The sequence below is a fragment of the Glycomyces sp. NPDC021274 genome (assembly GCF_040641195.1).
GTDB lineage: Bacteria > Actinomycetota > Actinomycetes > Mycobacteriales > Micromonosporaceae > Glycomyces.
The window spans coordinates 55,095-76,185 of sequence record NZ_JBFADC010000014.1 but is presented as its reverse complement, the minus strand read 5'-3'; the positions used below and the strand labels follow the sequence as shown (position 1 = coordinate 76,185).

Sequence of the window (21,091 nt, the reverse complement as noted above, 5' to 3'; positions counted from 1 at the left end):
GCCTGGTCAATGCGGAAATCAGCCGTTCGGTTGAAGCAACGCAGGTAGTTTCCGATGCGCAACCTCCGTGTATGCTCGAACGATGACCCGACAGCTGCCTGAGGACCGCCACATCCCACCGCTCATGTCCGTGACCGAAGCCGCCGATGAGCTCGACATGACTCCGCAAGGGGTCCGCAAGGCCGCCGCGCGCGGCCAGATCCTCGGCCGGAAAGTCGGCAGCACGTGGGTGTTCCGGCGGGTCACCGTCGAACGTGCGAAAGCGCAGCGGACCGGTAGGCTCCCCGCATGACGCACTGGCACTACGCGCAGCTCGAACTCGTCCCCGACGACCTCATGATCGCCCCGACGATCTCCCCGCCGGTCGACACCCGCGCCGAGGCGCGCGCGGAGATCCAGGGCCTCCTCGATCGGCTCATGATTCGCGTTCCCGCGGTCGCCAAGCTCGCAAAGAAGTGGCGGGAGGACAACGTCAAGGACGACTGGCTGTTCTGGGAAGTGTTCAACTGGACGATCATCGAGTGCGAGGGTTCCTGCCGCGAATCAGCACAGCGGCTCCTCGAAGAGCACGCAGACTCACTGCGAGCAGCAGGGCTCCGCTGGGTGCAAGTCCCTGCACTCCCTGAGAACTGGCCAAACGCCTGACCGGCCGAACCGTGCAGCTCGCCGCCGGGCAGGACGCCCCGGCACAGAATGAAGCGGCCTCCCCGGAATGCCGGGAAGGCCGCTACTCTAATTGGGATACCAAGCCGATGAGGCGTCGTCCGGTTTGCCGCTGATGGGGTCAGAGGTCACTACCGGACGGCGCCCAACAGCCTCTCAAACTCCTCGGCGTCGATGCTGAAGACCGGCGAACCATCGCCGAGCTTCGAGTCACGAACCTGGAACGTGGCCTCGGCCCGGCGGGCCTCGACACAGTTCTGGTCGCCCGAATTCGCACTCTTGCTGGACTTACGCCAGCTTGTAGTTTTCATCCATGAACTCCTTGATCGGGACAGCCAGGACTGGCTGTCGCGTCCTGTGGAAGGCCGCCGCGTACTGCCGAACGTCTTTCTCGGCGTTCTCGTAGTGGCTCCCGTGGAGTGATTCTAGATAGACCGTCGTGGGGAACGTTCCGTCGAAGTACATGAGCCGGTAGGCGCCGTCCATCGAAGGATGCGCGCCAGCCGCGAACGGGATCACGTAGATGCTGATGTGGTCGCGGTCGTCCATCGCAACCAGGTGGTCTACCTGATCGCGCATGGCCGCGGGTCCGCCTACGTCCCGCCGTAGTGCCGCTTCGTCGGTGACGTACACGATCGAGGGCGGTTCCGGGCGGTTCAGGACGGCCTCTTGCCGTTCGATTCTGAGCCCATCGTCCGGGCCGCCCTTGGTGTCGGGCCGGGCCTCGCGGAGCGCGGCGACGTACCGCTCGGTCTGGAACAGCCCGTCGATGTACTCCTGCTGGTAGATGTGAAGCGTGCTGGCCGCGCCCTCGAGTTCAAGGAAGTTGGCGAACTCGCGCGGGACGTCGTACGGATGGAACCAGGACGGTGAGTCGGCGCCCTTCGCCAGCTCGATCATGTGCGCCGTCTCCTCCGGCGACATGCCGTAGACGTTCGCGCACGCGAAAATGTCCGGGAGCTTGACGGCGTTGTTCACGGCCCGCTCGAGCTTGGACAGCTTGGCCTCGGAGATGTCGGTTTGCTCTGCCGCCTCGGCGAGGCTCATGCCGGCCGCTTGCCGGAACTCCCTGAGCCGCTTGCCGAGTAGGTCGCGCGTGAGATGGCGAGGATAACTGGACATCACATCAGTCTGACAGCTTTCACGGCGAAATCAAGTATTTGGTCGACACATCATCCTGATGGCATCAAATTGAAAGTTGCAGGCATCCTTCACGCAGAGCGTTCGATGTCCTACCTTCGAGATATGGCCGCCGCCACAGAAATGGGCGAGTGGCTGAGATACGGCGTGACGCCGGTTCGGCTTGGTATCTGGCCGGCGTCACGCCCCACGTCGACCAGAGGTGGAGCTCTGATGACAGCACCCAGAGTACGAACCGAAGGGCCCCCAGGGCAAGCGCGGCGGCGCCGCGCTTCACCGCCCGAGGTCCCCGACATGTACCCCCTGACGACCGAGTTCCGCAGCAAGTACCGCCGCGAGGACGTCGGCTTCGAGGTCTACGGGCGACGCAGCTACGGCGACGCCTACATCCGCCTCATCGACGACGCCGGGTCGATGGACGCCGGGACCGTTGCCTACGGCGGCACAAAGAGAGCGCTCGTCACGTGGACCCCCGAGGCCGCTGAGGACTACAACCAGGAATGGCTCATCGAGCAGGCCGGCATCATCAAGCGGCGGCTCGCCGAGCGCTGGAGCGCGTCATGATCCGCCGCCTCATCGCCCGCTTGCGCCGTCCATCCCGGACGCCCGTGACGTTCGAGGACTGGCGCAGGTGGCAGGACGAGGAATTCCGCAAGCGACTCCGCAAGGGGGGCTCGTGATGATCCTCGGCTCCTTCTCCTGGCGCGGCATGGAGATCCAGGCCGACAGGATCGCCAACGAGATGATCGGTGAGGCGATCTGGCTGAACCGCGTCGACACCGGTTCGGCGACGCCGCTCGCGATCATCCGCAGCGACCGGCTGTTCCCGACGAAGTTCACGCCCACCGACGACACGGCCGTCATCCAGCTCCGCGCTGCCTACGACGCGTTCCGGGACACCACACCGGGGCCCGCATGACCACGATGGAGCAGACGCTGCTCACCCACGCGGCCGACGAGGACGGGCTGTGCGGGTTCTGCCGCCTGCATCATCACCTGCGGATCACCGCGGGGAGGTGCGCGCCCTTCTTGCAGACCGCGGCGTTCATCACCAGGCGCCGACGCGAGCAAGCCTTGCGGCGGCTGCGGGTCGTGTTCCGTCCGCCTGGCCGCGCCTAGACCTGCCTCCCGAGGGGCCGCCGATCGTGGGGCACGACGGCGGCCCCGTTCCCCGGCCGGCTGGTGGGGGGCCGGGGTCGGCCTGGTCGTGTCTCCCCAGGACGCACGGCCAGGCCGCCACCCTATGTAAACAAGCCAGCGCCTGAGAGTTGATCTTGAAGGGCACCCTCAAGGAGCGAGCCCGACCGCGCGCGTGTGCCAGCACCGGCGGTCGGGCTCCCTTGTCATCCGATCGGCCGATATGCACCTCGGGGGGCCGGGTCGAAACTGGAAGGGCCTGGGTCGTGGCGTGCCAGCACTGCGGCAATGGCGGGCCGCCCCGGTGGGTATCCACCGGGGCGGCTTAGGCTTACGACTGAACTTGGCGGGTTTCCGTGCGTTCGTAATATAGGGGTTGGACCCCGATGCCCCCGTGGTCGTGCGGGTCTTTTGCTGCCCTCTGCTGCGGTACCGGGGACGCCGCGCGCGGACTTTCCGGAGGAGGCGCACGGGCCCCGCCGGCACTAGAATTCCCCTCATGCCCCGCCGCCGCCAGGCCCTGCTGCTCCCCGGACGCAACTACAGCGTGCAAGGGCCGCTGCTGATGTACACGCACGTGGCACTGCAGTCCCGTGGCGCCCATACCTATCCGCTGGTGTGGCGGGGCGTGGACCAGCTCGCCGCCGACGAGCAGGCCATGGTCGACGGCGTGTGCGAGCAGACCGAGGTCGTGCTCGACCGGGTGCACAACGACGACCCGCCGCTCCTCGTCGGCAAGTCGCTCGGCACGGCCGCCGCGATCCTCGCCGCGCACCACGGGCTCCCCGCCATCTGGTTCACGCCGTTCCTCCAGCACTACCCGATCGTGCAGGCCCTGCGCCGCTCGACCGCGCCGTACCTGCTCGTGGGCGGCACCGCCGACCCGGCGTGGAACACCGCGCTGGCCCGCGAACTGCCCGGGGAGGTCTGCGAGGTGCGCGGCGCCGACCACGGCATGTTCATCCGGGGCCGGCCGCTGGTCGAATCGGCGCACGCAATGGCCGACGTGATCGAGGCCGTGGAGGCGTTCATCGACACGGCGGTGTGGCCCCGCACCGGATGAATCTGTGCACATTCCACGGCTCGCAACCGTCGCCGTCGCGGCACTTGGCGGACAATCGCGGTGTGACTTCAGATCCAGACGCGCAGTCCGAGCCACCCGTCTGCTCGTCGCGCGGCTGCCGCAGCACGGCGGCGTGGATGCTGCTGTGGCGCAACCCGCGCATCCACGGCTCCGACCGCGTGAAGCGGTGGGCCGCCTGCGACGAGCACGAGCCGACACTGCGCGAGTTCCTCACGGCACGCGGATTCCCTTGCGAGACCGAGAGGTTGCCATGACCGAGCGTGGAATGATCGAGCGATGAACGCGAGAGCGGTCCCCGTGTGGGACCTGTGGCCCGACGGGATCGAATGGCAGCCCATGTCCCCCAAGCTGCGCACGGTGTGGGTGCTGCGGAGCCTGCTCAACATGCTGATCCTGGCCGTGATCGCCGCGGTCCCGCTGACGATCTGGCTCGGCTGGGAGGGCCCGCTGTGGGCCCTCGGCGGTTACGTCGTGCTCGCAGGACTGCGATCGCTCGCGGTCGCGCGCACCGTGAAGACCTGGGGCTACGCCGAACGCGACCAGGACCTGCTGGTGCGGCACGGGCTGCTGACGCGCCGACTGAGCATCGTCCCCTACGGCCGCATCCAGCTCATCGACCTCTCGGCCGGACCCATCGAGCGGATGTTCGGCCTCACCACGGTGCAGGTGCGCACCGCCGCGCTGGCCTCGACCATCGAGGTACCCGGGCTCGACCCGCTGGTGGCCGCCGCCCTGCGCGACCGGCTCGCCGTCCGCGCCGCCGAGGTCCGGGAGGGGCTGTGAGCGCGGAGGCCGAGCAGGTCCACGGCGACGAGCCCGCTCCCCCGCTCGCGCCCGAACCGTACGGCCCGATGCCGTACACGCCGAGCGCGCCGCCCGAGGGCATGCAGCGCCAGCGCCTGCACCCGCTGACCCCGCTGCTGGAGAGCGTGCGGTTCCTCACCGCGGTCGCGGCGGCGGTGGGCGTGCAGATGTTCACGTCGCGGAACTTCCTCTTCGCGGTGTACGCGGCGCTCGCGGCCGCGGTCGTGGGCGGCATCGCGAGCCTGATCGCGCTCCAGTACCGGGGTTTCGTAATCTGGGGCCGGGAGCTGCACATCTACGGCGGCGTGTTCACGCGCAGCCACCGCACGGTGCCGCTCGACCGCCTCCAGTCGGTGGACCTGGTGCGGCCGCTGCAGGCGCGGGTGTTCGGCTTGGCGCAGTTGAACATCGAGGTCGCGGGCGGTGACGGGACCGACGCGAAGCTCGCATATCTCAAGCACGACCGGGCGCTGGAGCTGCGCGCGGAGCTGCTGTCGATCGCGGGCCGGCCGGGGGCGCAGCCGCGGACGGAGACGGCCGATGACTCCACTGAGGACGTGTCTGAAGCATCGTCGCCGCTGGTGCCTCCGGTGACCGTGCGCAAGCTCGCCCTGGCGTCGCTGCTCGAGGCGCTGCCGGTGCAGCTGACGGCGCTGCTGGTCTTCGGGACCGCGTTCGCGGTGACCGGGTCGATTTTCGGGTTCACGACGGTGGCGACGGCGCTGTGGTTCGGCTTCTTCGCCCCGGCGCTCTTCGGCTACCTGCAGAGCACGATCTCGACGGTGAACCGGTTCCTGCGCAACTGCCGGTTCAGGATCACCCGCGACGGCGGGAACCTGCTCATCGAGCGGGGCCTGACGGACACGAGCCACGAGACGGTGCCGGTGGACCGGGTGACCGCCGTGTGCTTCGACGAGCCGATCCTGTGGCGCCGCAAGGACTGGCGGCGCGTCGAAGTGTGGACGGCGGCCGTCTCGCAGCAGATCAGCGTCCTCAAGTCGACGACCGCACTGCCCGTGGGCAGCCCCGCCGAGGTCGCGACCGTGGCGGCCGAGGCGCTGCCGGACCTCCCGGCGGCGTTCGCCGTGCACCGCCCGCCGCGCCGGGCGCGCTGGCGGATGCCGATGCGCTGGAAGCGGACCGGTGCGCTGCTCGACGAGAAGGCGTTCGTCGTGCGGCACGGCTGGTGGGTCAACACGTATGTGGCGCTGCCGTATGCGCGGATCCAGTCGGTGCAGGTCGTGCAGGGCCGGATCCAGCGCCTCCAGGGCCTCGCGACAGTGCACGCGATGTCCGCCGGCAGCATCGGCCACACGGCGAAGGCGGCGCACCGCGACGTCGAAGAGGCCGTCGCGATGGCCGCCGAACTGCGTCGCCGGGCCGACATGGCCGCGGCGCTCGAAGCGCCGCGGCTCAGCTGACCGGAGCGGGCAGTCGCCAGTGCTTTGTCTAAAGCCGGCAGGCGCCTGCGCTGCGCCTAGAGCCGGCAGGCGTCGATGTTCGAGGCCAGGATGCCGCGGGCGCCGATCTCGTAGAGGGCGTCCATGACCCGGTGGAGGTCGGCGCGCTCGGTCATCGACTGGACCGCGACCCAGCCTTCCCGATGCAGCGGTGAGACCGTCGGCGATTCGATGCCGGGCGTCAGCTCGACGGCCGCTTCGAGGAGTTCGGCGCGCACGTCGTAGGCGAGCATGACGTACGAGCGGGCCACGAGGACGCCGCGCAGGCGGCGCAGCAGCTGCTCGACGGCCGGGGCCTGGCCGTTGCCGGCCTTGCGGACCAGGACCGCCTCGGAGCGCATGATCGGCTCACCGAAGACGGCGAGTCCGGCCTGCTTGAGGGTGGTGCCGGTCTCGACCACGTCGGCGATCGCGTCGGCGACGCCGAGGGCGATGGCGTTCTCGACCGCGCCCGCCAGCTTGACGATCGCGGCCTCGACCCCGTGCTTCTCGAGGTCGCTGCGGACCACGCCCGGGAACGAGGTCGCGATGCGCTTGCCGTCGAGGCCCTTCACCGAGTCGACGGTGCCCGGGCGGGCGGCGTAGCGGAACGTGGAGCGGCCGAAGCCGAGCGCGAGGACCTCTTCGACCTGCTCGCCGGAGTTCACGGCGAGGTCCTGGCCGGTGATGCCGAGGTCGAGGTCGCCCGAGGCGACGTACGTGGCGATGTCGCTGGGGCGCAGGTAGAAGAACTCGACGTCGTTGGCGACGTCAAGGGACTGGAGGTCGCGGCTGGAGCCGCGCTGGCGGTAGCCCGCCTCGGTGAGCATGTCGGTGGCGCCCTGGGAGAGGGCCCCCTTGTTGGGCACGGCGATGCGGAGCATGCGGATGGGCCTTTCGGAAGCTGTTAGAGGTACCGGTACACGTCGTCGAGGCTGATGCCGCGGGCGACCATCATCACCTGGAGGTGGTAGAGGAGCTGGGAGATCTCCTCGGCCGCGGCCTCGTCCGACTCGTATTCGGCGGCCATCCAGACCTCGGCCGCCTCTTCGACGATCTTCTTGCCGATGGCATGGACGCCGGCGTCGAGTTGGGCGACGGTGCCCGATCCCTCGGGACGGGTGGCGGCTTTGTCGGCGAGTTCGGCGTAGAGCTGCTCGAAGGTCTTCACGGCCGGAATTCTACGTGGCGGGCCTGGCTGGGGCGACCGCGAACCGCCCGCGCGCACCACTGGCCGGGACGGTGAGACCCAGGTCGCATCCCCGGAGCTGCGGCGCGCATGAAGCGGCGGCACCGGACGCGCCGTGTCGGGCTTCCGGAGCCGGCGGCGCCTCGCGCGCGCCACCGTCCGCCTCCTGCGGGTTTGTTCGGGCCTGCGCGGGTATGGACTTTAATTGGGTCACATGATCTAATTAACGAATCGACATTCATCAAATGAATTTCGGTGCTGACAGCAACTCTTCAAGAAAGGCGTGCCCTCCATGCGTCGCAGATCGATTCTCACCGCCGCCCTCGCCGCCCCCCTGGCCACCGCGGGCGCCGTCGGCGCCCTCCAGTCCCCGGCGCAGGCCGCCACCTGGTCCTCCTCCGACAAGTGGGGGACCTGGCAGAACGGTTCCTACACGCTCTACAACAACGTCTGGGCCCCCTCCGGCTACGGGCCGCAGACCATCTGGGCCAACTCGGCCAGCAACTGGGGCGTGTGGTCGAACCAGCCGAACACCGGCGGCATCAAGTCCTACCCGAACGTCTCCCGCACCCTGGGCCGCCAGGTCTCGAGCATGGGGAACGTCTCCAGCTCGTTCAACGTCACCAACCCGTCGGGCGGCTCGGGCCTCGCCTACAACACCACGTACGACGTGTGGGGCAACGGGCACGCCCACGAGATCATGATCTGGACGCAGTGGACGAGCAACGTCGGCCCCATCGGCTCCTACGTCACCACCGTCAACCTCGGCGGCCGCAGCTGGCGCTACTACCAGGGCCACAACGGCGGCAACCCGGTCTACAGCTTCATGGCGACGAGCCAGTTCACGAGCGGCTCGGTGCAGATCACGCCCATCTGCCAGTGGCTGGTGAACCAGGGCCGGATGCCGAACGTGCGGATCGACCAGATCCAGTTCGGCTGGGAGATCACCTCCTCGTCCGGCGGCCGCGACTTCCGCGTGAACAGCTACTCGACGCAGTTCTAGACAGCGACGACCACCGCCGGGCCCCTATGCGGGCCCGGCGGTTCCGCGTCTCAGCCGTTCCGCAGGAGCGCTCCTCAAGGCCCTGTGATTACGCAGTCTTGCGCTTCTCCCGGAACGCCTTCTGGCGGCAGGCCGCCGAGCAGTACTTCGGGGGGCGGCCGGTGGCGGTCTCCGGGAGCGGGCCGCCGCAGACCGGGCAGTTCCGTTTCGTTTCGTTACGGATCTTGAGGAGTGCCGGAGTTTCGTTACTGGCCGCGATGTTTCGTTGCGTCCGGAGGCCGTCCCAGATGACCGCCGTGAGGCGCGCGGCGCGTTCGGGGTCGTCGGCCATCGCCGTGCCCAGGAGCAGCGCCCGCACGTCCTGGGAGTCGATGTCGTCCCGCACGGCACCGGCCTGCTGCGCGCGCCTGAGCAGGATCGAGAGCGGAGCGTCGATCACGCACCGGCCGTCGTTCTTGGCGGGCTCCATCCAGTCGCCGCGCGCGGCCAGCGCTTCGCAGATCGCGCGGTTCGCGATCGCCTGGTCCGAGATGAACCGCAGGTAGGCGAAGAAGGCCGCTTCGGGATCGTCCATGGTGAGGGCCTGCTCGCCGAACGCGCCCATCTGGCCGAGCCGCCGGTCGAGCACGGTGGCGAGCAGGGCGTCCTTGGTCGGGAAGTGGCGGTAGACGGTGCCTGCGCCGACGCCGGCGGCGGCGGCGATCTCGTTGAGGGAGACCGAGGCGCCGCGTTCGGCGAAGAGGCGGTCGGCGGTTTCGAGGACGTTCTGGCGGTTGCGCTGGGCGTCGCTGCGCTCGGCCCGTTGGACTGCGGGCCTTTCCGGTGCCTGTGCGCCGTGCGTCTGCTGGGCCACGGGTCCCCCTCTCGTGGGCTCACTTAAACGGGTGTAGTGTTCCGTTTCATTAACCGGGTTGCCGCTCCCGATACTAGTCGGCGGACCCCGACATGGAAAGGAACACCCATGCCTGCTGCAGCTAAGACCGTCCTCGTGACCGGAGCCACGGGCCGCCAAGGCGGGGCCGTAGCCGCCCGCCTGCTGGCCGACGGCTGGCACGTGCGCGCCCTCACCCGCGACCCGGAGAGCGCGAAGGCCAAGGCGCTCAAGGAGGCCGGGGCTGAAGTCGTCGCCGGAGACCTCGACGACCGGGTCTCACTCGATGCCGCCGTCGCGGGCGCCTTCGGCGTCTTCAGCGTCCACGCCGGCGCCTACGAGGGCGGGCCGTACGGGGACGACCCCGGGCACGAGGAGCGCAGCGCCGCGAACCTCGGCGCGGCGGCGAAGGCCGCAGGGGTCGTGCACCTCGTCCACTCCTCGTCCGTCGGTGTCGGCGGACCGCTGGAGCCGCACATGGACATGCTCCAGCGCAAGGCCGAGGCCGAGCGCGCGATCGCGGCGAGCGGGGTGCCGCACACGATCCTGCGCCCGACCTCGTTCATGGAGAACACGTTCGACTCCATCCGCGAGCTCCAGAACGGCGCGCTCGTCTCGGTGCTCAACGCCGGCACGTACGAGCCGCACATCGCGGCCGACGACATCGCCGCGTTCGCCGCGATCGCGTTCGCCGACCCCGACGCGCACGCCGGGAAGGTGTACGAGCTGGCCGGGGACGACCTCACGCAGGCCGAGAAGGCCGCGCTCATCGGCCGCGTCGTCGGGCGCGAGGTCCCGTACGTCGGCATCACGGCCGAGCAGATCGCCGCGGACAGCCCCTCGACCGCGAAGATGCTCGGCGTCCTCAACCGGCACCGCATGCCGGTCGACATCGAGGCGCTGCGGCGGATCCACCCGGGCCTGCTCACCTTGGAGCAGTGGATGACCGGGGTCGGCAAGCCCCTCGTCGACGCGTACTTCGCGCGGATCGACGCGGCCTAGCGGGTGCGGCGGGGACCACCGGTCCCCGCCGTCCCGTTCGTGCCGGGACACGCCGGAGGGTTGCGCGCGTGGATCCACTGCGGAAGGATTCAGGCCGTCCCCGAATGCGAAGGCCCGCACACATGCAACACCCTCCCCTGTTCCGCGCCCACCTCCTCGCCGCGTCCGCCGCCCTGGCTGCGGTGCTCGCGATCCTCAACGGCCGCTACGACTACCACCGCGACGAGCTGTACTTCCGGATGCTCGAGCCCGCCTGGGGCTACGTCGACCAGCCCCCGCTCACCCCGCTGCTCGGGAAGGCCGCGATCGCGCTCCTCGGTGATTCGCTGTGGGCGTTCAGGTTCCCCTCGATCCTGTGCATGATCGGGCTGCTGTGGATCGCCGCGCTGCTGACGCGCGAATTCGGCGGCGGCCGGGCCGCGCAGGCGCTCTGCGTGTGGGGCCTGGCGTTCGCCGGGGTCGCGCTGGCCTTCGGGCACCAGCTCTCGACGAACTCGGTCGACCTGATCGTGTGGACGGCCGCGCTCCTGTTCGCGGTGAAGGCGCTCCTGCGTGACCGTCCCCGATGGTGGCTCGCGGTCGGCGCCGCGGCCGGGGTCGGCCTGTACAACAAGCACCTCATCGTGCTGCTGCTGCTGAGCGTCGGTTTGGCGCTCCTGGCGGTCGGGCCGCGCAAGGTCCTCGCTTCGAAGTGGCTGTGGGCCGGCGCGGCCCTGGCGCTGGTGATCGGCTCGCCGAACCTGATCTACCAGGCGGTCAACGACTGGCCGCAGCTGGAGATGGCCGAGGCGATCAACGAGACGGACGGCACCGAGAACCGCATCCTGCTGCTGCCCTTCCAACTCCTGCTCATCGGGCTGTTCCTCGTGCCGATCTGGATCGCCGGACTCGTCGCGCTCCTGCGCAGGCCCGAGTGGCGGCCGGTCCGGGCCCTGGCAGTGGCCTATCCGATCCTGCTGGTCATCACGCTGGCGAGCGGCGGGCAGTACTACTACTCGATGGGGCTGGTCATCGCCCTGTACGCGGCCGGATGCGTCCCGGTCGCAGCCTGGGCGGCCACGCGCAGGCGCCGCGGGGTCCTGGTCGCCGGTGTGGCGCTCAACAGCGCGATCTCCGCGCTGGTCGCGCTGCCGATGCTGCCGGTGGAGGTCGTCGGCGGCACGCCGATCACGGCGATGAACAGCTCGGTGCCCGACGGCGTCGGCTGGCAGACGTACACGGACCAGGTCGCGGCCGTGGTCGACTCGCTGCCTCCGGGGGACGCCGCGAACGCGGCCATCCTGACCGCGAACTACGGCGAGGCCGGGGCGCTCGAACGGTACGGCGAGGACCTGCCGCCGGTCTTCAGCGGCCACAACCAGCTGCACGAGTACGGCCCGCCCCCGGCGGACACCGACACGGTGGTCACCGTGGGTCTCGACCTCGCCGAGGCGAGCCGGTTCTTCGACTCCTGCGTCCGCGCCGGCGAACTGGACAACGGCCTGGGCATCGAGAACGAGGAGCAGGGCGAGGTGATCGGCGTCTGCACCGGCCCGGTCTCGGACTGGGAGGCGCTCTGGCCTCAGTTCCAGCATTACAGCTGAGCCGCTACTCCCCCGGCCGGTGGCCGGGCTGCCCGCAGCCTGAAACGCACAGGGGCGCAATGAAATGGGCCCGGACCATGAGGTCCGGGCCCGCGTCTTGCGGCGTTCTCAATCCAGCGAGCGGATCGCCAGCGCGGCGCCGAGGGCGGCGACGACCGCCTCGTAGCCTTTGTCCTCAGTGGAGTCAGGGTGGCCGGCGCGGGCGAGGGCCTGCTCCTGGTTGTCGACGGTGAGCACGCCGTGGGCGACGGGGGTCGACTCGTCGAGCGCAACCCGGGTGAGCCCTTCGGTGACGGACTTGCACACGTAGTCGAAGTGGGCGGTGCCCCCGCGGATCACGGTGCCGAGGGCGACCACGGCGTCGTACCGGCGGGCGAGCGCCTGCGCGGCGATCGGGAGCTCGACGGCGCCGGCCACGTGCAGGACCTTGACGTCGGCGACCTTCGCGTCAGCGGCGGCGTCGAGGGCGCGCTTGAGCAGCTGGCCGACGATCTCGGTGTTCCAGTCCGTGGCGACGATGCCGAGGGTGAGCCCGGCGGCGTCGGGGACCTTGACCTCGGGTGCTCCGTGTCCGGCCATGTTATGCGGCGTCCTTTCCGGCGAGGACCGGCGCGGGCAGGTCGCTGAGCAGGTGGCCCATGCGGTCGCGCTTGGTCGTCAGGTAGGCGAGGTTGTCGGGCGTGGCGTAGGTCGGCAGGGCGACCCGGTCGATGACCTCGAGGCCGTGGCCTTCGATCCCGGCGCGCTTCTCGGGGTTGTTGGTCAGCAGGCGCATCGACTTGATGCCGAGGTCCTCGAGGATCTGCGCGCCGATGGCCCAGTCGCGGGCGTCGGCGGGCAGGCCCAGTTCGAGGTTCGCGTCCACGGTGTCGCGGCCCTGGTCCTGCAGCTGGTAGGCCTGGAGCTTGTGGACCAGGCCGATGCCGCGGCCTTCGTGGCCGCGCATGTAGAGCACGACGCCGCGTCCCTCGGCCTCGACGGCGCGCAGCGCGGCCTGCAGCTGGGGGCCGCAGTCGCAGCGCAGGGAGCCGAAGGCGTCGCCGGTGAGGCATTCGGAGTGGACGCGCACGAGCACGTCCTCGCCGTTGCCGATGTCGCCCTTGACGAGTGCGACGTGCTCGTTGCCGTCGAAGACGGCGCGGTAGCCGATGGCGGTGAACTGGCCGGACTCGAGCGGGAGGCGGGCCTCGGCGAGGCGCTTGACGTGCACCTCGTTGCGCTGGCGCCATTCGGCGAGCTGGGCGACGGTGATGAGCAGGAGGTGGTGCTCGTCGGCGAAGGCGCGCAGTTCGGGCAGGCGCATCATCGACCCGTCGTCGTTCATCATCTCGGAGATGGCGCTGACCGGCTGCTTGCCGGCGAGCTGGGCGAGGTCCACGGCGGCCTCGGTGTGGCCGCGGCGGACGAGGACGCCGCCGTCCTTGGCGCGCAGCGGGACGACGTGGCCGGGCCGGTTGAGGTCGGTCGCGAGCGTCTCGGGGTCGGCCAGGACGCGGATGGTCTGGCCGCGGTCGGCGGCGGAGATGCCGGTGGTGACGCCCTTGCGGGCGTCCACGGAGACGGCGAACGCAGTGCCCTTGTAGTCCTGGTTGGTGTGGTGGGCGGGGGGCAGGTCGAGCCGGTCCGCGGTCTCGGAGGGCATCGCGACGCAGATGTAGCCGCCGGTGTAGCGGATGGTGAAGGCCATGAGTTCGGTCGTGGCGTCCTCGGCGGCGAAGACGATGTCGCCTTCGTTCTCGCGGTCGGAGTCGTCGGCGACGATCACCGGCCGGCCGGCCTTGATGGCGGCGACGGCGTCCTCGATGGAGTCCAGGCGGATCTCGTTCATCAGATGCTCCCAGCAGACTGGAGGAGTTTCTCGACGTGCTTGGCGACGACGTCGGTCTCGATGTGGACGGGGTCGCCGACCTGCTTGCGGCCCAAGGTGGTCGCTTCGAGCGTGGTGGGGATGAGGCCGACGGTGAACTCGTCGCCGTCGATGGCGGCCACGGTGAGCGAGGTGCCGTCGATGGTGATGGAGCCCTTCTCGACCACGTACTTGGCGAGGCCTTCGGGGAGGCGGAAGGTGACTTCCTCCCACTCGGCGGCGGGGGTGCGCTTGACGATCTCGGCGACGCCGTCGACGTGGCCCTGCACGAGGTGCCCGCCGAGGCGGGTGGTGAGGGTGGCGGCGCGTTCGAGGTTGACCGGGTCGCCCGGTTCGAGCTTCCCGATGACCGACCGGCGGTAGGTCTCCTCCATGACGTCGGCGGTGAAGACATCGCCTTCGACGCTCACGACGGTGAGGCACACCCCGTTGACGCTGATGGAGTCGCCGAGGGCGGCGTCAGAGCTGACGACGGGCCCGCGGACGGCCAGGAACGCTTCACTGGCCTTGACGACTTCGCCGAGTTCTTCGACGATTCCGGTGAACACGGTTGGAACTCCCTACCTGCTGCGAACTACCTTCGGTACGCAGGCGGGGGCAGGAGAAATGCTCGCAGGGGCCACCAGTGGCCACCTCCGTTGCGTCTGCTCCCATCCGGACTTTAACCGTCGGTCCTGGATTCTCACCAGGTCAACCGTCCGCTGGATGCGGACGGGTCGCGGACTTGCGGCTTTCGCCGCTCACCGCCGGCTCGGAATTGCACCGACCCCGCTGACGCGCGTTTGCTACAAGGAATTGTGCCACGGGGATATTCCGCCGCGGTCCTCACTGTGACGCACCCTACTGGCGGCAGGCGTGTTCAGCGGTCGTTCGTCCAGAAGACGGGACGGCGGTTGGTGCGGCCGGGGGCGCGGCCTTCGGGGAAGGCGACGTAGTTGCCGGGGTGGGACTTGGCGACGCTCTTGAGGGTGGTGGCCTCGGCGACGGCCTCGTAGGCGTCGGCGAAGCGGCGCACGGTGGAGAGCGCGACGCCGGTGGAGAGCGTGGGCAGGCGCGAGCGGGTGAGGCGGCGCGAGGTGCGGTCGGCGTGCTCGATGTAGCCGCGCTCGACGTCGCGCGGTTCGCAGAGCTGGCGGACGCGGCGCGCGAAGTGGTCGTTGAGGAAGCCGGTGACGGCCTCGGCGTGCTCGGGCAGGCACAGGATGGTGAAGTCGTCGCCGCCCACGTGGCCGAGGAAGACCGGGGCGGCGCCGGCGTCCCCGGCGGCGGCGTAGACGCATTCGGCGAGGGCCCGGATGAACTCGTCGCCGCGCACGAACCCGTACACGTCGTTCACCGCTTTGAACTGGTCGATGTCGATGTAGCACAAGGCGAACGGGTCGCCGCGTTTGATCCAGGACTGGAGTTCGCGGAGGATGCGGTCGTTGCCGGGCATGCCGGTGAGCGGGGAGGACTCGCGGACCTCGCGGTGGCGGCGGATCGCCGAGTCGATGCGGGCGGAGACCTCGGCGGGGTCGAAGGGCTTGGCGATGTAGTCGTCGGCCCCGGCTTTGAGCCCGGCGATCTTGTCGGCCGAGGAGGGCCCGGCGCCGAGGAGGATGAGCGGCAGGCTCGCTGTAGCGGGGTCGGCGCGGAGCTGGCGGGTGAGGGCGAGGCCGTCGATGAACGGCAGGTCGGCTTCGAGGAGGACGATGCCGGGCCGGCGCAGCGCGATCCCGGCCAGGGCCTGGTAGCCGTCGCGGGCGAGCGCGGTGTCGAAGCCGTCGGCCCTCAGCCGGGCGGCGAGGAACTCGGCGATCTCGGCGTCGTTGTCGGCGATGAGGACCAGTTCTGCGGGGGTGGGGGCTGGCATGTGCGCGTCATCCGGATGATCGCGCCGCGTCGGCGCGGGCGCGCAGGCGCCGGGCCGCATCGGCGGGGTCGGCCGCGCCGTAGACCGCGGTGCCGGCGACGAACGCGTCGGCCCCGGCTTCGGCGGCGGCGGCGATGGTGTCGTCACTGATGCCGCCGTCGACCTCGATGCGCAGTTCCAGGTGGCCGGCGTCGGCGTGGGCGCGGGCGGTGCGGACCTTGTCGAGCAGTTCGGGCATGAACTGCTGGCCGCCGAAGCCGGCCTTGATGGTCATGATGAGCAGCGTGTCGAAGGCCGGGAGGATCTCGAGGTAGTCCTCGACGGGCGTGTCGCGGTCGATCGCGAGCCCGGCCTTGGTGCCCGCGGCGCGCAGGTCCTTCGCGAGTTTGACGGGGTCGTCGGCGGCCTCGGCGTGGAAGGTGACGTTGTAGGCGCCGAGCTCGGCGTACCCGGGGGCCCAGCGCTCGGGGTCCTCGATCATGAGGTGGCAGTCCAGCGGGATGTCCGTGGCGGCCTTGAGGGACTTCACGATCGGCGGGCCGAGCGTGAGGTTGGGGACGAAGTGGTTGTCCATGACGTCGACGTGGAGCCAGTCGACGGTCCCCTCGACCGCGTCGGCCGCCTCGGCGAGGCGGGCGAAGTCCGCCGCCAGGAGGCTCGGGGCGATGACGGTGTCGGCCTGCGCCGTTCGGAACTGTGCCACACGGACAGTGTAGGTCGCGGAACCGCGACGCGGGTCGGACACGGGCCCGGTCTGTGAGTCAGGGCGGAGCTGCGCCCGAGACCATTCGTTCGCTCGCAAGACGAAAGGGCCTCTGCATACCGGTGTTGTATGCAGAGGCCCGACAACGCAGCGAGCGGGCGAATGGGCCGGGAGCAGCCCGTCTTGGCTCGCAGACCGGGCCCGAGGTGTCGGTTGTGATCTCAGGTCAGCAGGGGACGTCCATATCGGCCGGGGAACCGGAGGCCACGAAGCCGAACAGCTCCTTGGTCTGGCCCGCCGCGACGGAGCCGTTCCAGCCGACGTCCTTGGCGGTCACCGTCTTCCCCGACGTGCTCAGCTGGGTGTTCCAGCTGCTCGTGATCGCCTGGGTGCCGGGCCAGGTCCACGAGACCGTCCAGCCGTTGACGGCCTGGTCGGCGGTCATGGAGACCTTGCCCTGCCAGCCGCCGTTCCAGGTGCTGACGGCGTCGATGTGGACGGTGCAGTCCGTCTCGCCGGGCCCGCCGGTGGTGGGGCCGCCGGTCGGGGTGGTCACCGGGTCGGTCGGCTCGACCTGCCCGGGCCAGCCGCTGCCGGCGTTGTTCGCGAGCTGGTAGGCCAGGTCGGGGATGAACTGGCCGGCCGAGCCGGCGCAGCCGTCGGCCTCGCCGGGGAGCTTGACCCACAGGTACGCGTCGATGCCGTTGACACCGGTCGCAGTGGTCGGGAACTTGCCGATGGCGCGGCCCGGAGGGTCGCACCAGTCGTTGGGGTTGGGCGGGTTCAGGGGCCCGTTGCCGTTGCGGCTGGTGTCGATGACGACGCCCTTGTTGGAGCCGACGATGTTGCGTACCTGCTGGGCGTAGGCGGTGGTCTCGTCGGTGGTGCGGTAGTTGGAGACGTTGAGGGAGAAGCCGTCGGCGTGCTGGAGACCCGCGGCCTGCAGGCGGCTCGCGGCCTCGGAGGCGGTGAGCCAGGCCGAGTTGCCGGCGTCGAGGTAGACCTTGGCCGCCGGGTCGGCGGCGTTGAGCTTCTGGGCCGCGTAGGAGAGCGAGGCGTTGATCTGGGCCCGCTCGGTGGCGTTGTGGCAGTCGTGCGCGATCACGTCGGGCTCGATCACGATGTACGCGGGTCCGTCGATCTCGGCGGCGATGGCGTCGATCCAGCCGCGGTAGGCGTCGTGGTTCGGTGCGCCGCCGCCGGAGTGGCCGCCGCAGTCGCGGTTGGGGATGCCGTAGACGACCATGATCGGGGCCGCCCCTGCGGCGGCCGCGCCGTCGACCACGGCGGCGACCTGGGCGCCGATGCCACCGGTCGGGTTGTACTGGGTGAACCAGTTGCCCGCCGGGGTCTCGGCGATCCGGTCGCGGATCATGTTCGCGCGCCAGTCGTTCGGGTTCTGGTCGACCCAGCGGGCCGCGCCCGTGTTGGGGTTCGTCCATAGTGCTTGGGCTTGCGCCGAGACGTCTTCCTGTGCGCCCGCATTGGGGCTGAGGAGGAAGCCCGCGCTGAGCGCGGTGGCGACCGCGGTCGCCATTCCCGCGACGATCGCCGCGAGGCGCTTTCGTCGGTTCATCTGGTGCTCCTTGGGTCAGTTGTGCCGGTAACCCGGGGGAATATTCACCCCTGTCTATGAATGGTAGCGCTTCCAACATGCGGACTTTTCGGTGCCCCACCCGAAAACAACAGGCCTCCCCCTGCGACCGGTTCGCACCGCGACGCTGGAGGAGGCCCAGGAGCTGGGACGCTATCGGTTGCCGGTCTTGCGCAGCAGCGCCAGGAACATCGCGTCAGTGCCGTGGCGGTGCGGCCACAGCTGCGCGAACTCACCGCGCTCGGCACCGGGCACGCGCGTGAGGAGCCACTCGGGACGGACGAGCTCCGCTCCCCCGTCCTTGAGGACGGCCTCGACCACCGCTTCGGTCTCGGCGGTCACGGGCGAGCACACCACGTACGCGACGAGGCCGCCCGGCCGCGCCAGGCGCAGGCCCGAAGCGAGCAGTTCGCGCTGCAGGAGCACCAGGTCGTCGATGTCGCTGCGCTGCTTGCGCCACCGCGCCTCAGGGCGGCGGCGCAGCGCGCCGAGGCCCGAGCACGGGGCGTCCACGAGCACGCGGTCGGCGCTGCCGGCCTTCCCGAAGGTGCGCCCGTCGCCGGTGTGGACGGTGACGGGCAGGTCGCGCGCGGCCTTGGCGACGAGTTCGGCGCGGTGCGACTGGATCTCGACCGCGTCCACAGCGGCCTCACGACCGGCGGCGATCGCACCGAGCAGGCCGGTCTTGCCGCCGGGCCCGGCGCACAGGTCGATCCACGACCGGTCCGGGCCGTCGAGCGGCGCCTCCGCGAGCTGGACGGCGACCAGCTGGCTGCCCTCGTCCTGGACGTGCGCGAGCCCGGTGGCGACGGCCCGCACCCGGCCCGGGTCGCCGCTGGGCAGGTACACCGCGTACGGCGACCACTGGCCGTGCACCCCGCCGCGCGTCTCGCGCGACAGGTCGCCCTTGGTGATGCGGCCGGGCTTGGCGCACAGGTGCACCGGCGGGGCCACGTTGTCCGCCGCCAGCGCGGGCGGCAGCTCCTCGGGGCCGAGCACCGATTCGAACTCGCTGGAGATCCACTGCGGGTGCGAGTAGCGCAGGGAGAGGTCGTGGAGGCGGTCGCCGGTGGCGAGTTCATCGGTCCACTGCTCGAGGTCCTTCGCGGCGACCTTGCGCAGCACGGCGTTCGCGAGCCCGGAGACGCGCGGCGACACGGCGGCCTTGACGAGGCTGACGGTGGTGGCGACGGCCGCGTGCGCGGGGACGCGCATGTACAGGAGCTGGTAGGCGCCCAGGCAGAGGGCGTCGACGAGGTCCTGCTGGAGCTGGCGGATCTCGCGGCCGGAGGCGGCGGCGAGGATCGCTTCGAGGGTGCCCAGGCTGCGGAGCGTGCCGTAGGTGAGCTCGGTGGCGAGGGCGGCGTCGCGGCCGGAGTTGTCGGTCTCGGCGAGCATCCGCGGGAGCACGAGGTTGGCGTAGGCGTTGTCGGCGGTAACGGCGTTGATCGCGTCGAAGGCGACGCGGCGCGGGTTCACCTTGGGCCGGTCGCTCTCGGGCTCTCGTCGGCGGTTTCGCTTGTCGCTCATGTGAACACCGGGCTCTCGGTCTGGAGGCCGCGGCCCCATGCGGCGGCGTCCATGGGTTTCTTCCCGGCGGGCTGGACCTGGTCGAGGAGGACCGGGTCGGTGGCGGTGCCGACATGGACGTGGTGCTTGGCGATACTGATCGCGCCGGGGGCGAGGCGCGGGCCTTCGGGGTCGGGGCGGACGGGGCCGAGGCGCAGGCGCTGGCCTTCGAAGTCGGTCCAGGCCCCGGGGGCGGGGGTGACGGCGCGGATGCGGCGGTCGACGGCGAAGGCCGGGTCGGTCCAGCGGACGCGGGCGTCGTCGACGGCGATCTTGGGGGCGTAGGAGACGCCGTCGTCAGGCTGCGGTTCGCCGGTGATGACGCCGGCCTCAAGGGCGTCGACGACGTCGACGGTGAGGCGGGCTCCGGCGACGGCGAGGCGGCCGAGGAGGTCGCCGGCGGTGTCGGTGGGCGCGATGGGCTCGGTGAGGCGGCCGTAGACGGGCCCGGTGTCGAGGCCTTCCTCGAGTTGGAAGACGCAGGCGCCGGTCATTTCGTCGCCGTTGAGCACGGCGTGCTGCACGGGGGCGGCGCCGCGCCAGGCGGGCAGCAGCGAGAAGTGCAGGTTGATCCAGCCGAGGCGCGGGATCGCGAGCGCGGCGGGCGGCACGAGCGCGCCGTAGGCGACTACGGGCACGATGTCGGCGTCGAGTTCGCGCAGGCGCTCGAGGAACTCGGGTTCGCGCGGTTTGGCGGGGGTGAGCACTTCGACGCCGTGCTCGTCGGCCCAGGCGGCGACGGGCGAGCGGGAGACCTTGCGGCCGCGTCCGGTGCGCGCGTCGGGGCGGGTCAGCACGGCCACGACGTCGTGGTCGGACGCGTGGAGGGCCGCGAGGGTCGGCAGGGCGACCTCCGGGGTCCCGGCGAAGACGATCCTCATCGTTTGAAGAACACACCCTTGGAGTCGTGGGGGGTGACTTTCACTTTGACGTCTTCGTTGTACCAGTCCTGGGACTGGATCTCGGCCATTGCGGCCTTGCGGCGGTCGGAGTCGAGGCGGTCGATGAAGATGATGCCGTCGAGGTGGTCGGTCTCGTGCTGCAGGCAGCGGGCCATGAGGCCGGTGCCGACGATCTGGAGGGGGTCGCCGTACTCGTTGAAGCCCTTGGCGACCACGTTCTGGCGGCGGATCGTGTCGAAGTAGAGGCCGGGGAGGGAGAGGCAGCCTTCGGGGCCGTCCTGCTCCTCTTCGTCGGGGAACTCGAGCACGGGGTTGACGATGTGGCCGATGACGTCGTCGACGTCGAAGGAGAACACGCGCTTGCTCACGCCGAGCTGCGGCGCGGCGAGCCCGGCGCCGCCTTCGTCGCGCATGGTGTCGAGCAGGTCCTTCACGAGGCCCCGCAGTTCCTTGTCGAAGGTGTCGACGTCCTCGGCGGCGGTGCGCAGGACCGGGTCGCCGAAGATGCGGATGGGCTGGATCGACAATGTGCTGACCTTCCGATGCGTGTACTGGCCGTCTACCAGTGTCCCACCCGCCGCACGCGCTGCGTGAGGGGTCCGCGCCCGGTGTGGTGCGGGTCGGGGCCGCCGCGCCCCGGCCGGGCCCGCGGCGGTGCGGGCCTCTGCGGCGCGGTCGGCGGCGAGCAT

General features: G+C 70.3%; 26 protein-coding genes and 1 riboswitch. Of the genes, 12 read left to right on the top strand and 14 right to left on the bottom strand.

The window, feature by feature from the left end:
* The first annotated feature begins 82 nt into the window (after positions 1 to 82).
* Both AB0I03_RS23505 and AB0I03_RS23500 read left to right on the top strand, forming a co-directional pair.
* Positions 83 to 292, top strand: coding sequence for a helix-turn-helix domain-containing protein (locus AB0I03_RS23505; RefSeq protein WP_360416280.1), 210 nt, complete (start codon positions 83 to 85; stop codon positions 290 to 292).
* Positions 289 to 645 carry a hypothetical protein gene (locus AB0I03_RS23500; RefSeq protein WP_360416278.1) on the top strand — a complete coding sequence of 119 codons (357 nt, stop codon included), beginning with the start codon at positions 289 to 291 and terminating at the stop codon, positions 643 to 645. The genes AB0I03_RS23505 and AB0I03_RS23500 overlap by 4 nt, the downstream gene beginning before the upstream one ends.
* 149 nt (positions 646 to 794) lie before the next feature.
* Here the strand turns inward: AB0I03_RS23500 and AB0I03_RS23495 are convergent, their stop codons facing one another.
* A complete protein-coding gene (locus tag AB0I03_RS23495) occupies positions 795 to 974 on the bottom strand; it encodes a DUF397 domain-containing protein (RefSeq protein WP_360416276.1) in 180 nt (59 codons plus the stop codon).
* Positions 952 to 1,785: a helix-turn-helix transcriptional regulator gene (locus AB0I03_RS23490; RefSeq protein ID WP_360416274.1), complete on the bottom strand. Its 834-nt coding sequence runs from the start codon at positions 1,783 to 1,785 to the stop codon at positions 952 to 954. Before AB0I03_RS23490 ends, AB0I03_RS23495 begins: the two co-directional genes overlap by 23 nt.
* A gap of 312 nt (positions 1,786 to 2,097) precedes the next feature.
* On the opposite strand from AB0I03_RS23490, the gene AB0I03_RS23485 reads away from it, so the two are divergent.
* The 7 genes from AB0I03_RS23485 to AB0I03_RS23455 all read left to right on the top strand — a co-directional run bounded on the left by AB0I03_RS23485 (position 2,098) and on the right by AB0I03_RS23455 (position 6,249).
* A complete protein-coding gene (locus tag AB0I03_RS23485) occupies positions 2,098 to 2,367 on the top strand; it encodes a hypothetical protein (protein WP_360416272.1) in 270 nt (89 codons plus the stop codon).
* Positions 2,368 to 2,482: 115 nt separating this feature from the next.
* Entirely contained in the window at positions 2,483 to 2,722 is a 240-nt protein-coding gene (locus tag AB0I03_RS23480) for a hypothetical protein (protein WP_360416270.1), read from the top strand.
* Entirely contained in the window at positions 2,719 to 2,922 is a 204-nt protein-coding gene (locus AB0I03_RS23475) for a hypothetical protein (protein ID WP_360416268.1), read from the top strand. Before AB0I03_RS23480 ends, AB0I03_RS23475 begins: the two co-directional genes overlap by 4 nt.
* Before the next feature lie 517 nt (positions 2,923 to 3,439).
* Positions 3,440 to 4,003, top strand: a complete 564-nt coding sequence (locus AB0I03_RS23470) for an alpha/beta hydrolase (protein ID WP_360416266.1) — start codon at positions 3,440 to 3,442, stop codon at positions 4,001 to 4,003.
* Between the two features lie 62 nt (positions 4,004 to 4,065).
* On the top strand, positions 4,066 to 4,278 hold the full coding sequence (locus AB0I03_RS23465) for a hypothetical protein (RefSeq protein WP_360416264.1): 213 nt from the start codon (positions 4,066 to 4,068) through the stop codon (positions 4,276 to 4,278).
* A gap of 22 nt (positions 4,279 to 4,300) precedes the next feature.
* Positions 4,301 to 4,807 (top strand): PH domain-containing protein, encoded by a 507-nt coding sequence (locus AB0I03_RS23460; RefSeq protein WP_360416262.1) that lies wholly within the window; start codon positions 4,301 to 4,303, stop codon positions 4,805 to 4,807.
* Positions 4,804 to 6,249, top strand: a complete 1,446-nt coding sequence (locus tag AB0I03_RS23455; protein WP_360416260.1) for a PH domain-containing protein — start codon at positions 4,804 to 4,806, stop codon at positions 6,247 to 6,249. The genes AB0I03_RS23460 and AB0I03_RS23455 overlap by 4 nt, the downstream gene beginning before the upstream one ends.
* A gap of 56 nt (positions 6,250 to 6,305) precedes the next feature.
* Here AB0I03_RS23455 and hisG read toward each other — a convergent pair whose 3' ends face one another.
* Together hisG and AB0I03_RS23445 are read right to left on the bottom strand one after the other, a co-directional pair.
* The gene (gene hisG, locus AB0I03_RS23450) at positions 6,306 to 7,151 is read right to left on the bottom strand and encodes an ATP phosphoribosyltransferase (protein WP_360416258.1); all 846 of its coding nucleotides are present in this window, start codon (positions 7,149 to 7,151) and stop codon (positions 6,306 to 6,308) included.
* Positions 7,152 to 7,174: 23 nt separating this feature from the next.
* The gene (locus tag AB0I03_RS23445; RefSeq protein ID WP_270109719.1) at positions 7,175 to 7,438 is read right to left on the bottom strand and encodes a phosphoribosyl-ATP diphosphatase; all 264 of its coding nucleotides are present in this window, start codon (positions 7,436 to 7,438) and stop codon (positions 7,175 to 7,177) included.
* 310 nt (positions 7,439 to 7,748) lie between these two features.
* Here AB0I03_RS23445 and AB0I03_RS23440 point away from each other — a divergent pair, with 310 nt between their 5' ends.
* A complete protein-coding gene (locus AB0I03_RS23440) occupies positions 7,749 to 8,459 on the top strand; it encodes a hypothetical protein (RefSeq protein WP_360416256.1) in 711 nt (236 codons plus the stop codon).
* An 88-nt stretch (positions 8,460 to 8,547) separates the two neighbouring features.
* Here AB0I03_RS23440 and AB0I03_RS23435 read toward each other — a convergent pair whose 3' ends face one another.
* A complete protein-coding gene (locus tag AB0I03_RS23435; RefSeq protein ID WP_360416254.1) occupies positions 8,548 to 9,312 on the bottom strand; it encodes a TetR/AcrR family transcriptional regulator in 765 nt (254 codons plus the stop codon).
* Between the two features lie 108 nt (positions 9,313 to 9,420).
* Between AB0I03_RS23435 and AB0I03_RS23430 the strand changes: the two genes are divergently transcribed.
* Positions 9,421 to 10,332, top strand: coding sequence for an NmrA family NAD(P)-binding protein (locus AB0I03_RS23430; protein WP_360416252.1), 912 nt, complete (start codon positions 9,421 to 9,423; stop codon positions 10,330 to 10,332).
* 122 nt (positions 10,333 to 10,454) lie between these two features.
* Positions 10,455 to 11,915 carry a glycosyltransferase family 39 protein gene (locus AB0I03_RS23425; RefSeq protein WP_360416250.1) on the top strand — a complete coding sequence of 487 codons (1,461 nt, stop codon included), beginning with the start codon at positions 10,455 to 10,457 and terminating at the stop codon, positions 11,913 to 11,915.
* A gap of 108 nt (positions 11,916 to 12,023) precedes the next feature.
* Here the strand turns inward: AB0I03_RS23425 and ribH are convergent, their stop codons facing one another.
* The 9 genes from ribH to def all read right to left on the bottom strand — a co-directional run bounded on the left by ribH (position 12,024) and on the right by def (position 20,929).
* Positions 12,024 to 12,494 carry a 6,7-dimethyl-8-ribityllumazine synthase gene (gene ribH, locus AB0I03_RS23420; RefSeq protein ID WP_360416248.1) on the bottom strand — a complete coding sequence of 157 codons (471 nt, stop codon included), beginning with the start codon at positions 12,492 to 12,494 and terminating at the stop codon, positions 12,024 to 12,026.
* Between the two features lies 1 nt (position 12,495).
* A complete protein-coding gene (locus tag AB0I03_RS23415; protein ID WP_360416246.1) occupies positions 12,496 to 13,743 on the bottom strand; it encodes a bifunctional 3,4-dihydroxy-2-butanone-4-phosphate synthase/GTP cyclohydrolase II in 1,248 nt (415 codons plus the stop codon).
* Positions 13,743 to 14,330, bottom strand: a complete 588-nt coding sequence (locus AB0I03_RS23410) for a riboflavin synthase (RefSeq protein ID WP_360416244.1) — start codon at positions 14,328 to 14,330, stop codon at positions 13,743 to 13,745. The genes AB0I03_RS23415 and AB0I03_RS23410 overlap by 1 nt, the downstream gene beginning before the upstream one ends.
* 90 nt (positions 14,331 to 14,420) lie before the next feature.
* Positions 14,421 to 14,562, bottom strand: a riboswitch (FMN riboswitch).
* 79 nt (positions 14,563 to 14,641) lie between these two features.
* Entirely contained in the window at positions 14,642 to 15,634 is a 993-nt protein-coding gene (locus AB0I03_RS23405; protein WP_360416242.1) for a response regulator, read from the bottom strand.
* 7 nt (positions 15,635 to 15,641) lie between these two features.
* Positions 15,642 to 16,337, bottom strand: coding sequence for a ribulose-phosphate 3-epimerase (gene rpe / locus AB0I03_RS23400; protein ID WP_360416240.1), 696 nt, complete (start codon positions 16,335 to 16,337; stop codon positions 15,642 to 15,644).
* A 226-nt stretch (positions 16,338 to 16,563) separates the two neighbouring features.
* Positions 16,564 to 17,913: a glycoside hydrolase family 6 protein gene (locus AB0I03_RS23395; protein ID WP_360416238.1), complete on the bottom strand. Its 1,350-nt coding sequence runs from the start codon at positions 17,911 to 17,913 to the stop codon at positions 16,564 to 16,566.
* A 171-nt stretch (positions 17,914 to 18,084) separates the two neighbouring features.
* A complete protein-coding gene (locus tag AB0I03_RS23390; RefSeq protein WP_360416236.1) occupies positions 18,085 to 19,461 on the bottom strand; it encodes a transcription antitermination factor NusB in 1,377 nt (458 codons plus the stop codon).
* Positions 19,458 to 20,381: a methionyl-tRNA formyltransferase gene (fmt, locus tag AB0I03_RS23385; RefSeq protein WP_360416234.1), complete on the bottom strand. Its 924-nt coding sequence runs from the start codon at positions 20,379 to 20,381 to the stop codon at positions 19,458 to 19,460. Before fmt ends, AB0I03_RS23390 begins: the two co-directional genes overlap by 4 nt.
* The gene (gene def / locus AB0I03_RS23380; protein ID WP_360416441.1) at positions 20,378 to 20,929 is read right to left on the bottom strand and encodes a peptide deformylase; all 552 of its coding nucleotides are present in this window, start codon (positions 20,927 to 20,929) and stop codon (positions 20,378 to 20,380) included. Before def ends, fmt begins: the two co-directional genes overlap by 4 nt.
* Between the last annotated feature and the right edge of the window lie 162 nt (positions 20,930 to 21,091).

What these genes read in the sequence shown, in the direction of transcription:
- AB0I03_RS23505 (WP_360416280.1), top strand. Translation starts at nt 83, where the DNA reads ATGACCCGACAGCTGCCTGAGGACCGCCACATCCCACCGCTCATGTCC.
- AB0I03_RS23500 (WP_360416278.1), top strand. Translation starts at nt 289, where the DNA reads ATGACGCACTGGCACTACGCGCAGCTCGAACTCGTCCCCGACGACCTC.
- AB0I03_RS23495 (WP_360416276.1), bottom strand. Translation starts at nt 974, where the DNA reads ATGAAAACTACAAGCTGGCGTAAGTCCAGCAAGAGTGCGAATTCGGGC.
- AB0I03_RS23490 (WP_360416274.1), bottom strand. Translation starts at nt 1,785, where the DNA reads ATGTCCAGTTATCCTCGCCATCTCACGCGCGACCTACTCGGCAAGCGG.
- AB0I03_RS23485 (WP_360416272.1), top strand. Translation starts at nt 2,098, where the DNA reads ATGTACCCCCTGACGACCGAGTTCCGCAGCAAGTACCGCCGCGAGGAC.
- AB0I03_RS23480 (WP_360416270.1), top strand. Translation starts at nt 2,483, where the DNA reads ATGATCCTCGGCTCCTTCTCCTGGCGCGGCATGGAGATCCAGGCCGAC.
- AB0I03_RS23475 (WP_360416268.1), top strand. Translation starts at nt 2,719, where the DNA reads ATGACCACGATGGAGCAGACGCTGCTCACCCACGCGGCCGACGAGGAC.
- AB0I03_RS23470 (WP_360416266.1), top strand. Translation starts at nt 3,440, where the DNA reads ATGCCCCGCCGCCGCCAGGCCCTGCTGCTCCCCGGACGCAACTACAGC.
- AB0I03_RS23460 (WP_360416262.1), top strand. Translation starts at nt 4,301, where the DNA reads ATGAACGCGAGAGCGGTCCCCGTGTGGGACCTGTGGCCCGACGGGATC.
- hisG (WP_360416258.1), bottom strand. Translation starts at nt 7,151, where the DNA reads ATGCTCCGCATCGCCGTGCCCAACAAGGGGGCCCTCTCCCAGGGCGCC.
- AB0I03_RS23440 (WP_360416256.1), top strand. Translation starts at nt 7,749, where the DNA reads ATGCGTCGCAGATCGATTCTCACCGCCGCCCTCGCCGCCCCCCTGGCC.
- AB0I03_RS23430 (WP_360416252.1), top strand. Translation starts at nt 9,421, where the DNA reads ATGCCTGCTGCAGCTAAGACCGTCCTCGTGACCGGAGCCACGGGCCGC.
- AB0I03_RS23425 (WP_360416250.1), top strand. Translation starts at nt 10,455, where the DNA reads ATGCAACACCCTCCCCTGTTCCGCGCCCACCTCCTCGCCGCGTCCGCC.
- ribH (WP_360416248.1), bottom strand. Translation starts at nt 12,494, where the DNA reads ATGGCCGGACACGGAGCACCCGAGGTCAAGGTCCCCGACGCCGCCGGG.
- AB0I03_RS23415 (WP_360416246.1), bottom strand. Translation starts at nt 13,743, where the DNA reads ATGAACGAGATCCGCCTGGACTCCATCGAGGACGCCGTCGCCGCCATC.
- AB0I03_RS23405 (WP_360416242.1), bottom strand. Translation starts at nt 15,634, where the DNA reads ATGCCAGCCCCCACCCCCGCAGAACTGGTCCTCATCGCCGACAACGAC.
- AB0I03_RS23395 (WP_360416238.1), bottom strand. Translation starts at nt 17,913, where the DNA reads ATGAACCGACGAAAGCGCCTCGCGGCGATCGTCGCGGGAATGGCGACC.
- AB0I03_RS23390 (WP_360416236.1), bottom strand. Translation starts at nt 19,461, where the DNA reads ATGAGCGACAAGCGAAACCGCCGACGAGAGCCCGAGAGCGACCGGCCC.
- fmt (WP_360416234.1), bottom strand. Translation starts at nt 20,381, where the DNA reads ATGAGGATCGTCTTCGCCGGGACCCCGGAGGTCGCCCTGCCGACCCTC.